At 68.5% G+C, this 14,587-nt stretch carries 12 protein-coding genes and 1 pseudogene; 7 read left to right on the top strand and 6 right to left on the bottom strand.

Going from position 1 to position 14,587, the window contains the following annotated elements:
* Positions 1–35 precede the first annotated feature (35 nt).
* Positions 36–1,346, bottom strand: coding sequence for a nitrate- and nitrite sensing domain-containing protein (locus EV147_RS22905; protein WP_130393518.1), 1,311 nt, complete (start codon positions 1,344–1,346; stop codon positions 36–38).
* Positions 1,347–1,522: 176 nt separating this feature from the next.
* On the opposite strand from EV147_RS22905, the gene EV147_RS22900 reads away from it, so the two are divergent.
* From EV147_RS22900 to EV147_RS22885, 4 genes are all read left to right on the top strand, one after another.
* Positions 1,523–2,026: a sigma-70 family RNA polymerase sigma factor gene (locus EV147_RS22900; RefSeq protein ID WP_130393517.1), complete on the top strand. Its 504-nt coding sequence runs from the start codon at positions 1,523–1,525 to the stop codon at positions 2,024–2,026.
* Positions 2,027–2,030: 4 nt separating this feature from the next.
* Entirely contained in the window at positions 2,031–3,008 is a 978-nt protein-coding gene (locus tag EV147_RS22895; protein WP_198680338.1) for a FecR domain-containing protein, read from the top strand.
* A gap of 135 nt (positions 3,009–3,143) precedes the next feature.
* Positions 3,144–5,531 (top strand): TonB-dependent receptor, encoded by a 2,388-nt coding sequence (locus tag EV147_RS22890; RefSeq protein WP_130393515.1) that lies wholly within the window; start codon positions 3,144–3,146, stop codon positions 5,529–5,531.
* Entirely contained in the window at positions 5,531–7,234 is a 1,704-nt protein-coding gene (locus EV147_RS22885; protein WP_130393514.1) for an enterochelin esterase domain-containing protein, read from the top strand. The genes EV147_RS22890 and EV147_RS22885 overlap by 1 nt, the downstream gene beginning before the upstream one ends.
* A gap of 22 nt (positions 7,235–7,256) precedes the next feature.
* On the opposite strand, the gene EV147_RS22880 is transcribed toward EV147_RS22885, so the two are convergent.
* Together EV147_RS22880 and EV147_RS22875 are read right to left on the bottom strand one after the other, a co-directional pair.
* Positions 7,257–8,189 carry a M57 family metalloprotease gene (locus EV147_RS22880; RefSeq protein ID WP_198680337.1) on the bottom strand — a complete coding sequence of 311 codons (933 nt, stop codon included), beginning with the start codon at positions 8,187–8,189 and terminating at the stop codon, positions 7,257–7,259.
* Between the two features lie 26 nt (positions 8,190–8,215).
* Positions 8,216–8,563: a hypothetical protein gene (locus tag EV147_RS22875; protein WP_198680336.1), complete on the bottom strand. Its 348-nt coding sequence runs from the start codon at positions 8,561–8,563 to the stop codon at positions 8,216–8,218.
* Between the two features lie 351 nt (positions 8,564–8,914).
* Here EV147_RS22875 and EV147_RS22870 point away from each other — a divergent pair, with 351 nt between their 5' ends.
* Genes EV147_RS22870 through EV147_RS22860 form a run of 3 tightly spaced genes read left to right on the top strand, consistent with a single transcriptional unit; the run spans position 8,915 to position 12,968 of the window.
* The gene (locus tag EV147_RS22870) at positions 8,915–11,194 is read left to right on the top strand and encodes a TonB-dependent receptor (protein WP_235844935.1); all 2,280 of its coding nucleotides are present in this window, start codon (positions 8,915–8,917) and stop codon (positions 11,192–11,194) included.
* Between the two features lie 10 nt (positions 11,195–11,204).
* Positions 11,205–11,891: a Fe2+-dependent dioxygenase gene (locus EV147_RS22865; RefSeq protein WP_130393513.1), complete on the top strand. Its 687-nt coding sequence runs from the start codon at positions 11,205–11,207 to the stop codon at positions 11,889–11,891.
* 3 nt (positions 11,892–11,894) lie between these two features.
* On the top strand, positions 11,895–12,968 hold the full coding sequence (locus tag EV147_RS22860; RefSeq protein WP_130393512.1) for an alpha-hydroxy acid oxidase: 1,074 nt from the start codon (positions 11,895–11,897) through the stop codon (positions 12,966–12,968).
* Between the two features lie 26 nt (positions 12,969–12,994).
* Here EV147_RS22860 and EV147_RS22855 read toward each other — a convergent pair whose 3' ends face one another.
* The 3 genes and pseudogenes from EV147_RS22855 to EV147_RS22845 form a co-directional block, all read right to left on the bottom strand.
* On the bottom strand, positions 12,995–13,900 hold the full coding sequence (locus EV147_RS22855; protein ID WP_130393511.1) for an AraC family transcriptional regulator: 906 nt from the start codon (positions 13,898–13,900) through the stop codon (positions 12,995–12,997).
* A 105-nt stretch (positions 13,901–14,005) separates the two neighbouring features.
* Complete coding sequence (locus EV147_RS22850) at positions 14,006–14,251, bottom strand: DUF2789 domain-containing protein (RefSeq protein WP_130393510.1); 246 nt, start codon at positions 14,249–14,251, stop codon at positions 14,006–14,008.
* Between the two features lie 115 nt (positions 14,252–14,366).
* Positions 14,367–14,587 (bottom strand): annotated as a pseudogene (locus EV147_RS22845) (hydrolase); the annotation flags it as partial.

The following is a 14,587-nucleotide window of genomic DNA, read 5'->3' as shown; positions in this document are numbered from 1 at the left end:
AAACTCCCGGTTTTGGTGCTCCGGCGGCGCCACCGTCAATCGTGGTGCGTGCCGCCGCGCGCCGGCAGCGCAATCTCGCCCAGCGCAAGTGTGGCCTCCGCCACGTCTGCCAGGCGCCGGTTGTTGTCCATCGATGCCTTCTGCAGCGTGCGGAACGCCGCGTCCTCGCTCATGCCGGTGCGCGCCATCAGCGCGGTCTTGGCTCGCTCGATCACCTTGCGCTCCTTGAGCGCGCGCCGCGCGGCATCGAGTTCGACCTCGGTCCGCGTCAGCCGGGACGCCTGCTTCTGCAGCAGGCCCTTGAGCGAGGCCACCGTGGCGGCATCGACGCTGCCCGGCGTACCGTCGGGCATGCCGGGCAGGACCGGCGCGGCGTCGGGATGCCCGGCAGCGTCGAAGAACAGTTCCACGGCATGGGTGTGCGGCGGCGGATTGTCGAGCAGGCGGCGCAGCAGGCCGGCCGAATCCTGCAGGTCAGCCTGCGACGACCGGATCTCGGCCTCGCACGCCGCGCGCAGCTCCTGCACCAGTTGCCCCTGCAAGCGCCACATGCCCGCGATCACCTGGCTGCATACCCCGAACCACCGCTCGCTGCGTTCGGCGTCAAGCGCGCTGCCTGGCGCTGCGGCCAGCAGCACGTGGCGCATCTGTTCGAGATCGGCCACGGCCGGGCTTCGCTCCTGCCGCTGCCAGGCGGCCAGCAGCGGCGGATCGGCAAATTGTTCGAGCACCCGGAAGCTGCGCCGCTGGGCCTCCACCAGATGCAGCACGCGCTGCTGCTGGATCTCGGCGCAGATGCCCGACGCAAACATCTGCGCGCCCACCGCACGCTCCTGTCCGGCGGCCTCCTTGCCCTGCAGCAGGTAGACCAACGCCACCAGCGGCCGGGAGATGCCGGGGTACATCGCCACATCGGCCAGATGGAAGATCAGTTCGAGCAGCGCGGCGATCAGCCGGCTGAACCCTGCCACGGCATCGAGCGCACTGGCCTGGCAGCAGGCGATGCTGGCGCGCAGACCGGCCAGCGTGGCGAGGTCGAGCTGCACCCATGCCATCAGCGAAACCATCGATGCGCTGCCCTTGTGCGAGGCGTCGAGCTGGGCGGCGAAACGCTCGGCCAGGCGCTGTTCGAGCCGCATGGAGTCGTCCATCGCCGCCGCACGCTCGGTGGCCAGCCGCTGCCCGCCCGACGCCAGAAAGACGCTGCTGGCCCCTCGTTCGCGCTGCAGGGCGTGGATCAGCTGGCCGATCAGGTCGGCCAGGTCCACCCGACTCGCCATCAGGCGGACCGCCTCGATTTCGAGTTGCTTGGCGTGGAGAACGAGTTGGGAGGCGGACAGGGCCATCGGAAAAAATGCGGTGCGGCGCGTGCGGGGGACCGGTGCTTTCTGCAAGCTCCATGCCACACCACGGCAGCGTGGCGTGCACACCACTGGAATCCACAGCGTATTGCGAATCATTATCATCCAGACATACAATGGCGGCCTTCTGTTGCCACCTTCCACCGCAGTACCCGTCTGTCATGCCCACCGCCGAGCGCCCGCTCACCGATGAAATCCGCTCGCTGTATGTCGACCATCACGGCTGGCTGAAGGGGTGGCTGCGCCGGCGCGTCGGCAGCGCGGGTGACGCAGCGGATCTGGCCCACGACACCTTTCTGCGCTTGCTGGCACGCGAGACACCGCTGGCAGCCCGTGAGCCGCGTGCCTTTCTCGCCACTGTCGCGCTGGGGCTGGTCAGCAACTTCTATCGGCGCCAGCAGATCGAGAATGCCTACCTGGACGCCGTGGGAGCGCTTCCCGAGGCCGAGGCACCCGACCCGGAGACCCGCGCGCTGATCCTGGAAACGCTGATCGAGATCGACCGGCGCCTCGGAACGCTGCCGTTGCCGGTGCGCCGGGCCTTCCTGCTGTTCCAGGTCGATGGCCTGCCGCAGGCCGAGATCGCCGCAGAACTTTCCATATCGATCGCCACCGTGCAGCGCCATATCGTCAAGGCGCTGCACCTGTGCTGCTTCGCGGCCTGACCCGATGATTCACACCGCGCTGCCCGCCCCGCCCTGTCCGCCGATCGACGCCGCCGTGACCCTGCGCGCCACCGAATGGATGGTGGCGCTGCTCGGCGCCGACGCCACCGCGCAGGCCCGGGCCGACTGCGCGAACTGGCGGGCCGAGCATCCCGACCACGAGCGCGCCTGGCAGCACCTGCACGCTTTTTCCGCGGCGCTCGGCAACGTTCCGACCGCCGTGGCGCGCTCGGCGCTGGACCGTTCTGGGCCGTCGCATCCGGCCCGGCGCCGCGCCCTGATGCTTGCCGTGGCCACGCTCGGCGCCGCCGGCGCCTGGCAACTGCAACGCGCGATGCCGCTGCCGACCTGGGGTGCCGATCACGTCACTGGCATTGGCGAGCGCCGGCAAGTGCGGCTGGCCGATGGCACGCGCGTGGACCTCGATACCGGCTCGGCCATCGCCGTCGACTACAGCGACACCGAGCGCCGCGTGACCCTGCGCGCTGGCGCCATCGCCATCGAAACGGGGTCGGACCCGCGCCAGCGTCCCTTCCGCGTGGCCACCGCCCAAGGTCTGCTGCGGGCGCTGGGCACACGCTTCACGGTGCGCCAGGAAGACGGCATCACGGCCGTCAGCGTGCAGCACGGCGCAGTGGAAGTGCGGCCGACCGATGCGCCGGACGTCGTGGCCGTGCTGCGCGCGGGCGAGCGGACCCGCTTCACGCGCCTCCATATCGATACCCCCGAACCGGCGGACAGCGCCGATGCGGCCTGGACCCAGGGCATGCTGGCCGTCTACGACATGCGGCTCGACGCCTTCCTCACCGAGCTGTCCCGCTACCGGCGCGGGCGGCTGGCCTGCAACGAGGCCGCTGCCGGGCTGCGCATTTCGGGCGTGTTTCCGCTCGACGACACCGACCGCATCGTCGCCGCCCTGCCGCATCTGCTGCCGGTGGATGTCCAGATGTGGACGCGCTACTGGGTGTTGGTGCGGGGTTGATACGACCTGAAACTATCGATCCTGAATAGCCGATAGAAACATTTGCGAGCTGTGCCTGAGGGGTTTTCGCTTTTCGGGTGGCCTACGGGATGAACGACTCATTCCGAGCGATATACCTGAAAGGAACTGCTTCTCATGGGCACACGCTTCGCGCTCACCGCCATCGCGGCTTCCCTGCCGCTGTTCTCGCATGCCGCCATCGCCGCCGAAGTCGCGGCCGCGCCGGCCGCCGCCCGCAGCTATGCGATTCCCGCCGGGCCGCTGCAACCCGCACTGACGCGCTTTGGCCTGGAGGCGGGCGTGATGATCTCGTACACGCCCGGCGACGTCGCCGGCCGCCAGACTGGGGGCCTGCAGGGACGCCATGGCGCGTCGGACGGACTGGCCGCGCTGCTGCGCGGCACCGGCCTGCAGGCGGTGGCCGTGCCGAACGGCTTCGCCGTGCGGGCGGCCTCCGCACCGGCTGGCGACGCAGCAGTCATGCTGCCCGAAGTCACCGTGGCGGCTGGCCGGATCGACGCCGAGGCGTTGCCTGCCCCGTACGCCGGCGGACAGGTGGCACGCGGCTCGCGGCTCGGGCTGCTCGGCAACACCGACGTGATGGACTCGCCGTACAGCAGCATGTCGTACACGGCCAAGACCATCGAGGACCAGCAGGCCAAGACCATCGGCGACGTGCTCGCCAACGATCCGACCGTGCGCTTCACCACCTCGGCCGGCCACCTGTACGAGAACTACACGGTGCGCGGCTTCGATATCTCGTCGAGCGACCTCGCCTGGAACGGCATGTACGGGCTGGCGCCCTACGGCCACTCGCCCACCGAGTTCGTCGAGCGCGTGGAACTGCTGCGCGGCCCCACTGCGCTGCTGACGGGCATGTCGCCCAGCGGCGCGGTCGGTGGCGTGATCAATATCGTGCCCAAACGCGCCACGGCGGACCCGATCAACCGCTTCACCGCCAACTATGTGTCCGAGGGCAACGTGGGCGGTGCCGTTGACCTGGGGCGCCGCTTCGGTCCGGACAACGCGTTCGGCGTGCGCTTCAACGGCGCCTATGACGACGGCCGCACCGGCGTGGACGGCCAGTCGAAGAAGCGCGCGCTCGGCGCCGTCGCACTGGACTATGCCGGCGAGCGCGTGCGCGCCTCGCTCGACGCCTATGCCAACGAGGAAGACGTCCGCAACGGCAGCGCGTGGATGGCATCGTTTACGCGCACCGTGCCAGAGCCGCCCAAGGCCGGCACCAACATCCTGCCCGGCGCCTGGGGCAAGCTGCGCAACCGCGCCTTCGTGGCGCGCGGCGAGGTGGACATCACGCAGGACTGGACGGCCTACGCCGGCCTGGGATCGCTGCACTACGAGTACAGCGGCTTCATCAACGGCACGCGCGCCAACAACGTGCAGCCCAACGGCAACTACACGGGCTACACCTATAACCAGAAGGGCTTCACGGACACCTTCTCCGCCGAAACCGGCGTGCGCGGCAACGTGCGCACCGGCCCGGTGACGCACAAGCTGGTGCTGGGCTATACCTACCTTGGCCTGCGCACCGGCACGATCAACGTGACGAGCCCGGCGTTCATCTCGAACATCTACAGCCCGATCACGCCGCCGCTGGCCACGCCACCGTCCGCCGCGCCGAAGACCAACGACACCACGCTGACCAGCCTGGCGCTGGCCGACACGCTCGGCTTCCTCGACGACCGCGTGCAACTGACGCTCGGCGTGCGCCACCAGCGCGTGCAGGCGAAGAATTTCAACGCCACGGGCGCCATCACCGCAGACTACGACGAAAGCGCGCTGACGCCCACTCTCGGTCTCGTGGTCAAGCCGTGGGGACCGCAATGGTCGCTCTACGGCAACTATGTCGAGGGCCTGAGCCAGGGCGATACTGTGACGGACATCTCGGCCGCCAACTATCGCCAGACTTTTGCGCCGTACAAGACCAGGCAGATGGAGGCCGGCGTCAAGTGGGACAGCGGCCGCCTGACGCAGACGCTGAGCGTATTCCAGATCAAGCGCCCCAGCCTGATCAAGGACACCGCGAGCAACACCTACAATCCCGACGGCGAGCGCCGCCATCGTGGCGTGGAGTGGAACGTCTACGGCGAAGTGCTGCGCGGCACGCGCGTGCTCGGCGGGCTGGCCTACACGCGTGCGGTGCTGACGCACACGGCCGGCGGCGCCTACGACGGCAACACCGCATTCGGCTCGCCCACGTGGTCGGGTAATCTTGGCCTGGAATGGGACCTCCCCTGGCTGCCCGCGCTGACGCTGACGGGCCGCGTCACCTACACCGGATCGCAATTCGTGAATACCGCCAATACTCAGAAAATCGACAGCTGGACGCGCTACGACATCGGCGCGCGCTACGTGACAAGGATTCAGGGCAAGCGCGTGGGCTTCTACGCCAGCGTGGAAAACCTGCTCAACAAGAGCTACTGGGCCGGGTCGTTCAACGACGGCTACGTGACGCAGAACGCGCCGCGCACGTTCAAGCTCTCGACCACGGTGGACTTCTGATGCGCCGCGCCCTGCTTCCGCTCGCCGGCTGCATCGCCGCACTCTGCGCCGCCACCGCGCTGGCGTCGCCCGCGGACACCGCCCTCACCATCGGCACACCGGCGCGCGCCGTCTGGACGCCGGGCGTGCCGATGACGTTCACGTTCGCGCTCGAACGCGGCGATTTCGTACAGGGTTCGCTCGACGGCCCGGCCGCCACCCTGACGCTGGCCGACACGCAGGGCCGGCCCGTACGCCGTCTGCTCGGCCCCACCTCGCTCTCGCGCGATTTCATGTTCGTGGCACCGGCCAGCGGCCAGTACCGCTTCGTGGTCGAGGCCGGCCATGGCGACGTGCCGGGCGCGGTCGGCGGCCAACCCACGCCCGGGGCCGCCTATGCGCTGCGCCTGGCGCGCGTGATTCCTGCCGCTGCGCAGCAGGCCGTGTCCGACGTGCCCGAGAGCCCGGCCATCCTCGCGCTGTCGCGTACGCTCGCAGCCGGCGGTAACACCGGCGCCTTCTGGCGCGATGCTGCAGCGCGCGGCACGCCGCTGGTGGAGCCGCTGCCCCAGCGCAAAGGCGCCGAGGCAGAGGTACTGCTGACCTTCGTGTGGCGCGGCGCCCAGCGCAATGTCCGCCTGCTCGGCAGCCCGGCCGGGGACCACGACGCGCTGACGCAACTGGCGGGCAGCGACGTCTGGTACCACAGCTACCGCGTGCCGGCCACCACGCGCATGAGCTACCAGCTTGCCCCGGACGTGCCGCAGGCCGGCGACACCCCGCAGCAGCAACGCCGCGCCATCCTTGCCACGATCCAGCGCGATCCGCTCAACCCGAACAGCTTCCCCGCAGGCGCGCCCGACGCCTTCGCGCAGAAATCGGTCGTCGAACTGCCCGGCGCGCCGCCGCAACCGTGGATCACGCCGCGCGCCGGCGTGCCGGCGGGAACGGTCACGCCGTTCACGCTCGACAGCCGCATCCTCGGCGAGCCGCGCGACGTCTACCTGTACCGCCCCGCTGGCGCGAAGCCAACCGCCCTGCTGGTGGTATTCGACGCGCAGGCCTACCTGTCGCTCGTCCCCACCCAGACCATCCTCGACAACCTGATCGCCGAAGGCCGCATCCCGCCCACCGCCGCGCTCGTTGTCGCCAACCCCAGTGCCGCCGCCCGGGGCGCCCAGTTGCCGCCGAACCCGAAGTTCAGCGATTTCCTGGCCAATGAACTGATGCCGTGGGCCGAGCGCCAGGGCCTGCCGGCACGCGCCGACCGGACCGTGGTGGCCGGATCGAGCTACGGCGGGCTGGCGGCGGCCTATGCGGGGATGACGCATCCCGAGCGCTTCGGCCTGGTACTGAGCCAGTCGGGTTCGTACTGGTGGGGTCCGGGCGGCGCGCCCGACCAGCCCCCCACGACGGGCGGCTGGATGATGCGCGAGTTCGCCCAGCGCCCGCGCCTGCCGCTGCGTTTCTATCTGGAAGCCGGTCTGTTCGAGCAGGGCCGTGGCCCCATCAACATCACGGCCACCACCCGCAGCCTGCGCGACGTGCTGGTCGCCAAGGGCTACCCGGTCACGCACGCCGAATTCGCCAGCGGCCACGACTACCTGCAATGGCGTGGCACGCTGGCGTGCGGGCTGATGGTGCTGCTCGGCAAGAAGGGCCCCGCCGATCCGGTACGGCAGGCGGCTTGCCCGGTGCTGTCATCGGACGAGCCTCAGTCCTGACGGGCCCCGCGCCGCCGAGCCGCTAGTCAAGCATGGTCACGATCTGGGCCACGACATGGCCCAGTTCCAGCGAAGGCGGCGGGGGCGGCGGATAGGGCGATCCGTAGAACCGCTGGACTGCCTCGATATCGGTGCCGCTGAGCCGGCCCTCGTTGTTCCACCGGGGATTGCAGTAGTTCATCACGGACTCGATGTCCCAGTTGCCAACCGGCGTGTCGCCCTGCGTGCCCTGCTTCGGTTCCGTGCAGGACGCCGGGGTATCGGTGCGGTTCTGCTCGTGGGCGAAGCCCAGCACATGGCCGAACTCGTGAACGGCGATCCATGCCACGCAACGGTCGTAGTTCTGCGGCGTGGATTGGCACTGGCTGCTTGAGAAGTGGTTGAACGTGAAGTTCAGCACCATGCCCGCCGGGCGATTGTTCAGGCGTCGGCCCAAATCCTTGACGTGGGGATTCTCATCGGCCACGGCAATGTGGATCCGCTGCGGGCGTCTGGTGCCGTCGCACATGTCCCAGCCCTTGAAACGGACTTTCGAGGCCGCCTCCCATGTCGAAGCGATGGCTGAAGAGACCAGCGTGCGCTGACGCTCGGTCGCCGCGAACGTCGATCCGTCCATTTCCCAGCACACCTCTATGTCGGGATCAGTCCAGGTCACCCTTGACAGCACGAAGGCTTCATTGACCTCCCGGTCCGCAAGCCTGGCCCGGATGGCAGGTGCGCTCGCCGATGTGTCCGCGCCCACTGCCCCCGGCGCTGATGCGGAGTGTCGGGCCTGCCCGCCCGAAGGGCTGGGTGCCCCGTTCGGATTCGGGACAGGATCATCCAGTCCGTGTGCCTCCTTCATGATGTTCCAGACCTCGGGTTCCCCGCCGTTGTCGTCGCCGCCCCCGCATCCCACGACGGCCGCGGCGGCCACGAGTGACGCCAGCGCCCGCCACCTCTTGCGCCGGTCCATGACCTGCTCCCATCCGCGAGGGGCGCTCATTGCAGCGCCACGTTGAACGCGTCCTCGCCATCGGACCACTTCGTGCATTGGCCCGCGCCCTCTACCCACACCGGCCGGCCGGTCGCCTTGGCCAGCATCAGCAGTGCAATCTGCTGCTTGCCCGACGTAGAGTTCTCGTCCTTGATCATGTAGTACGTTGTCCCGGACGCGCAGGCGGGACGATTGACGTTGCTGCCATTGATGGCGAAGTAGGTCAGGTTGGGCCGGGCCGTGATGTAGGCGACGGTGCCGCCGACACTGCCTGCGAAAGCCGGTGCGGCAGCCAGCGTGGCATTGACGGCGAGTGCCGCGACAACCAGACGAACAGCGCTTTTCTTCTGCATGACCATTTCTCCTGTTTTCAGATCGTGAATGCCGCACCGGTTCGTGCGACACACCGACCTTAGGCGCAGGGCAGGAGAGTCTCCATGAGAAACGTCACTTCTTGCGGGCGGAAATTTCCGTTTTCGCCGCGTCTCATGACATTGCGCAACGGCTTGCGCCCGCCCCGATCGTGGCGGCGTTCGCCTGACCTCGTAATTCAACGAATTGTTCAACCACGCCCGGTCATCGGTTGACCCGTAAATGAGAATGATTTACGTTTGCGTGCCGTCGATGATTCCAAAAGCTTCACTACTCCGCCCTCCTTCGACAGACCTCAAAAGCCTCGTCCGAAGTCAAAGCTGGAGTATTCCGTGCAGCAACGCATTCTTTCGTCGTCGATCCACGCCCTGGTGTCAGGTGCAGCCCGAACGGGCACCGCGCTGACCATGTCCGCCCTGCCTTTCGTGGCGCACGCCCAGGCACCGGGCGGTACGTCGCGCCCCGCCGCGCCACCGGCGCCGGCCATGGCGGTCCTGCCGCCGGTCACGGTCACCGGCACGCAGCCCGGCAATACCAACGACGCCACCACCGGCATTGCGCGGCTTCCCGAAACGGTCAGGGAAACGCCGAAGACCGTGCTCGTCATCCCGAAGGAAATCCTCGCGCAGCAACAGGTGACCTCGCTCGAACAGGCGCTGCGCAACGTGCCCGGCATCACGATCTCGGCGGGCGAAGGCAACGGCGGCCAGAACGGCGACCAGTTCCGGATCCGCGGCCTGTCGGCCAAGGGCGATATCTACGTCGATGGCATGCGCGATTTCGGCGCCTACCGGCGCGACATCTTCAACACGGAGAGCGTGGAAGTCATCAAGGGGCCGGCCGGCGAGAGCTTCGGCGTGGGTGGCGTCGGCGGCCTGATCAACCAGACCACGAAGAAGGCCGGCAAGGGCACGCGCACGAGCATCGACCAGAGCGTGGGCGCGGGCGCCACGTACCGCACCACGGTCGACAGCAATATTGCGCTGACGGAAACCTCCGCCGTGCGGCTCAACGGCATGTTCCAGGAAGGCAAGGTGCCGGGCCGCGACCATGTGGAAGACGACCGGCGCGGCATCGCCATCGACTTCGGCACCGGGCTCGGCACCAGCACCACCTGGCACCTCAACTACGCCTATCTGCACCGCAGCGGCCCGCCCGACTACGGCCAGCCGATGGCCCAGGGCGCCGACGGCCTCTACCAGCCGATCGGCGAGTACGGCGTACCCGGCCTCGGCCCGAGCACATCCTACGTGCGCAACACCGACCGCGACACCAGTAACGCCCACATCGTGACCTCGGCGTTCCAGACGGCACTGGGCGGACTTACCGTCAACAACGACACGAGATTCAGTTACTACCAGCGCGACTTCTCGGGCACCAACCCGGCCGGCGTGCCGTACGGCACGCTCAAGACGCTGCTGGCCGGTGGCAACGCGCCCCTGCGCTACGGGGCGCGCGGCGGCATGACGTACCTGCAGCGCGGCTGGGGGGTGCAGAACGTGACCACCGTGCGCGGCGAGTTCCACACGGGCAGCCTGCGGCACCGCGCGATGGCGGGCCTGGACCTGAGCTACCAGCGCGACCACCGCGACCGCGGACTCTGGACCGGGCGGCTCAACAACCAGACCGTGGTCAATCCGGCCTTCGACGCCAGCAAGAACGCCTCGGTGAGCTATGTGGACGGCACGCGCGACGCCAACGCGATCGATGCCGGCGTCTTCGTCAGCGACCGCGTCTGGTTCAGCGAACAGTTCTCGCTGCTGGGCGCGCTGCGCTGGGATTACTTCCGCAGCGAATTCGCCACGAGCGCGTCGAGCATGGGCGGCTCGGCCGATTCGCGCAAGCTGAGCCCCGCCATCAGCGCGATGTGGGAGCCGACGAAGAACGCCATGCTTTACGCGTCGTTCTCGCGCACCTATCGGCCGGTGGGCACAGACATCGGGCTGGCCGTGGGCGGCGTGCAGACCGAGGTGCCGCAGGACGGTGTCTCCAGCGAACCCGAACGCGCCGATACCGTGGAGATCGGCGCCAAGCTCGACCTGCTGGAGCGCCGCCTCGGCGTGACCGGTGCGCTGTTCCAGATCCGCAAGGCCAATGCGTACACGATCGATCCCGCCACCGGCGAGGTCACGAACGGCTTCGGCGAGAGTGGCGAAGGCCGGCTGATCCGGGGCGTGGAACTGGGCGCGAACGGCTGGCTCACGCCGGCATGGTCGGTCAGCCTGGCGTACGCCTACCTCGACGGCGAGGTCAGCAACGCCACGCTGCAGGCACTGGTGGGCAACGTGGCGCCCGGCGTGCCGCACCACAACCTTTCGCTCTGGACCACCTACACCGTGCCGCACACGCTGGTGCCGCTGCCGGGCAAGCTGACCATGGGCGGCGGCATCCGGTATGCATCGGGCTACTGGGCAGATTCGGCCAACACCGCGCAGGTGCCGGACACCCTCTCGCTCGACGCGATGGTGTCGTACGAACAGGGCAAGTACCGGATCTCCCTGAACGGCTACAACCTGACCGACAGCCGCAACTACAGTTCGTCGTTCAATGCCTCGCGGGCGGTGCCGGCATCCGGGCGGACCGTGCTGGTCAATGTCGGCATGACGTTCTGAGGAGGCTGCCATGCTGATCCAGATTCCCGACATCCTGACGCCCGACGAGATCCGCGATTTCAGGCAGCGCCTGGAAGCGAGCATCTGGGTCGATGGCCGCGTCACGGCCGGCGATCTCGCGGTGCAGTGCAAGCACAACATGCAGTTGCCCGTCGACAGTCCCGTGGCGATCGAGCTGGGCGAGCGGGTACTGCACGCGCTCGGCGCCGCGCCGGCCTACCACTCGGCGGCGCTGCCGCTGCGGGTGTTGCCGCCGATGTTCAACCGCTACGAGGCCGGCATGACGTTCGGCGCCCATGTCGACAACGCGATCCGCACCGTGCCCGGCACGGGCGGCGCGCGCCTGCGGGCCGATGTCTCGACCACGCTGTTCCTGTCCGACCCCGACGAGTACGAGGGCGGCGAACTGGTCATCCGGGACACGTTCGGCACCCAGGCCGTGAAGCTGCCGGCCGGGCATATCGTGGTCTATCCGTCGTCATCGCTCCATCACGTGACGCCGGTGACGCGAGGGTGCCGCTGGGCGTCGTTCTTCTGGGCGCAATCGATGGTCAAGGACGACGGCCAGCGCACGATGCTCCATGAGCTGGACCTCGCCATCATCGACGTGCGCGTGCGGCTGGGCGACGACAACCCCGCCGTGCTGGCACTCGCCAACCACTATCACAACCTGCTGCGGCGCTGGGCGGAGCTTTGACCGATGATTCCGCCCGATACCGTCGCGCTGTGCGACTACGAGCGCCATTTCCATGCGCGGGTCGATCCGGCAATCGCCGCCTACGTCGCGGGCGCGGCGGCCGATGGCCACACGCAGCGCGACAACCGTGCGGCGTTCGCGCGGCTGCGGCTGCTGCCCCGCGCGCTGGCCGACCTGTCGGCGCCGTCGGCGCGCAAGATGCTGTTCGGAGAGGCACTGGCCTATCCGATCCTGATCGCACCTTCGGCCTATCATCGACTGGTGCATCCCGAAGGGGAACTGGCGACAGTGCATGCGGCGTCGCTGACGCGCACCTGGATGACGGTCAGCACACAGGCCAGCGTGACGCTGGAGGAGATCGCGCGTCGCGCGACCACGCCGCTGTGGTTCCAACTCTATTTCCAGCCGCGCCGCGAACACACGCTGGCGTTGGTGCGGCGGGCCGAGCAGGCTGGCTACCGGGCGCTGGTGGTCACGCTCGACGCCACGGTCAGCGGTGTCCGCAATGCCGAGCAGCGGGCGGGCTTCCGCCTGCCGGCCGGCGTCAGCGCCGTGAACCTTGACGGGCTGCCGCCGCTGCCGGCAGGCGATACCCGCCGCGGCAGCCCGGTGTTCCGCGACATGCTGCGCGATGCTCCCACATGGCGCGACCTCGACTGGCTCTGCGGCCAGACCCGGCTACCGGTGCTGGTCAAGGGCCTGCTGCATCCCGCCGATGTACCGCTTGCCCTCGATGCGGGCGTGGCCGGGATCATCGTGTCCAACCATGGCGGCCGCACCCTGGACACCGTGCCGGCCACGATCGACGCGTTGCCGGCCGTGGTGCAGGCGGTGGCGGGCGCCGTCCCGGTACTGGTCGATGGCGGCATCCGGCGCGGGACCGATATCGTCAAGGCCATCGCGCTCGGCGCCAGTGCGGTGATGGTGGGGCAGCCGATCCTGCATGCCTTGGCGGTAGGCGGCATGCCCGGGGTAGCCCACGCGTTGACGCTGCTGCAAACGGAACTGGAAATAGCGATGGCGCTGACAGGGCGGGTCCGGCTGGAAACGCTGGAGCCGGATGTACTGATGCGCTGAGGCGCCGAGGCGGGTGGAACCGCTGCTCAGATCATCCGGCGGCGCCACTGGCCGGGCGTCGCGCCCGTGGCGCGCGAGAACGCGCGGGTGAAATGGCTCTGGTCGGCGAATCCGCAGGTCACGGCCACCTCGGCCAGCGGCAGCGATGCATCGCGCAGCAGTGCACAGGCCCGCTCGATGCGCTGCGACAGCAGCCACTGGTACGGCGTCTGGCCGGTGGTATCGCGGAAGGCACGGGTGAAATGGCTGCGCGACATGTGGCAGGCATCGGCCACCTCGGCAATCGAGACATCGCCGTCGAGCCGCGCCACGAGCATCTCGCGCGCCCGCGACAGCGCGCGCGCCGAGAGCAGCCGGTTGGTCTTGGGCGATGCCACGCTGCCATCGCCGTACTGGCAGACCAGGTGCGCGCCAATCGCCATCGAGAGCTGGTCGACGAACAACCGCGAAACCTGCTGGGGCTGCCTGAGCGCCGGCGCCATCGCATGGGCCAGATGGGCCAGCACCGCGTCCTGCTCGCCGGCAATCTCGCGCAGGCTGCGCAGCCGGGTGCGGCCCAGTTCGGTGCTGGTGCGTTCGATCAGCCCGCGCGGCAGCTCCATCAGGATGAAGTCGAAGCGCGCCTGGAAATCGGCTCTGTAATCCTCGGCGAGATTGCGGATGTAAATGGCGCCCGGTTCGAAGTGGTGCAGGGTGGCGCGCTGTCCGCGAAAGATCCGGCGGCGATGGCCGGCCTGCATCGAGACGCCCACGACAAAGCCGCGCTCGGTGGCGGGCATGACGAACTGGCCTGACGGCTGCGCGGAGATCTTGCGATAAAAGTGGATGTCACTGCCGGCCAGCGCCTGATCGGCGTGAAGCAGCCCTGCGGCGCAACCGAACGCGTCGCACGGGCCTGGCTTCGGAGCGGATTGGGGCGAAAGGGCCGACATGGTTTCATCCGTGAAATTCCACGAGCGTGTCGCATGTCAGGGGGCGCGACGCGTGCGCGCAGGATAGCATGCCAGCCCGATTCGCCGCACACGCCCACCGGCGTGTCAGCTTTGCACCGGGGCGCGCAGCGCGAGATTCAGCTGATCGACCATCTCCGCCCAGTCGGCGTCCTCGACAAACTCGTCGCGCAGCAGCGAGGCCTGCGCGGGTGTCCAGAACGGGGCTTCCCACAACTCCTTGTCCTGCGGCAGCGGCGAGTGCTGCGCGATGAAGGCGCGGATATCGGCCTCTTCGGAAGGCAGGCCAAGTTGGGCGAAAAGGTCGGAGAACTGGTGAAAGGGGGCGTCCATTGGCGGTTCCGGTAAGAAAGTCCTGATTGCAGAGTAGCGCAAGTCCGCCCGGATTGCAGGCGGCGTTGTGCTGTCAGGCGCCAGGAACCGCGCAAGGTTCCCGGCGGGTACTGTCTCAGTACTCGATCACCGGCGCATGGACCGGCGCCACCGACTCATGCTGGGTCTGCGTGCGCTGGGCGGCCTTGTGGACCATCGTGTAGGCGTAGTCGATGCCCATGCCGTAGGCGCCCGAGTGTTCCTTGGCCAGGCCGGTCACGGCGTCGTACGTTTCCTTGTTCTTCCAGTCGCGCTGCCATTCGAGCAGCACCTGCTGCCACGTCACCGGCACCACGC

The organism is Cupriavidus agavae (assembly GCF_004217045.1).
In the GTDB taxonomy this organism is placed as follows: domain Bacteria; phylum Pseudomonadota; class Gammaproteobacteria; order Burkholderiales; family Burkholderiaceae; genus Cupriavidus; species Cupriavidus agavae.
The sequence above is the reverse complement of the archived record's forward strand: the minus strand, read 5'-3'. Positions and strand labels throughout refer to the sequence as shown.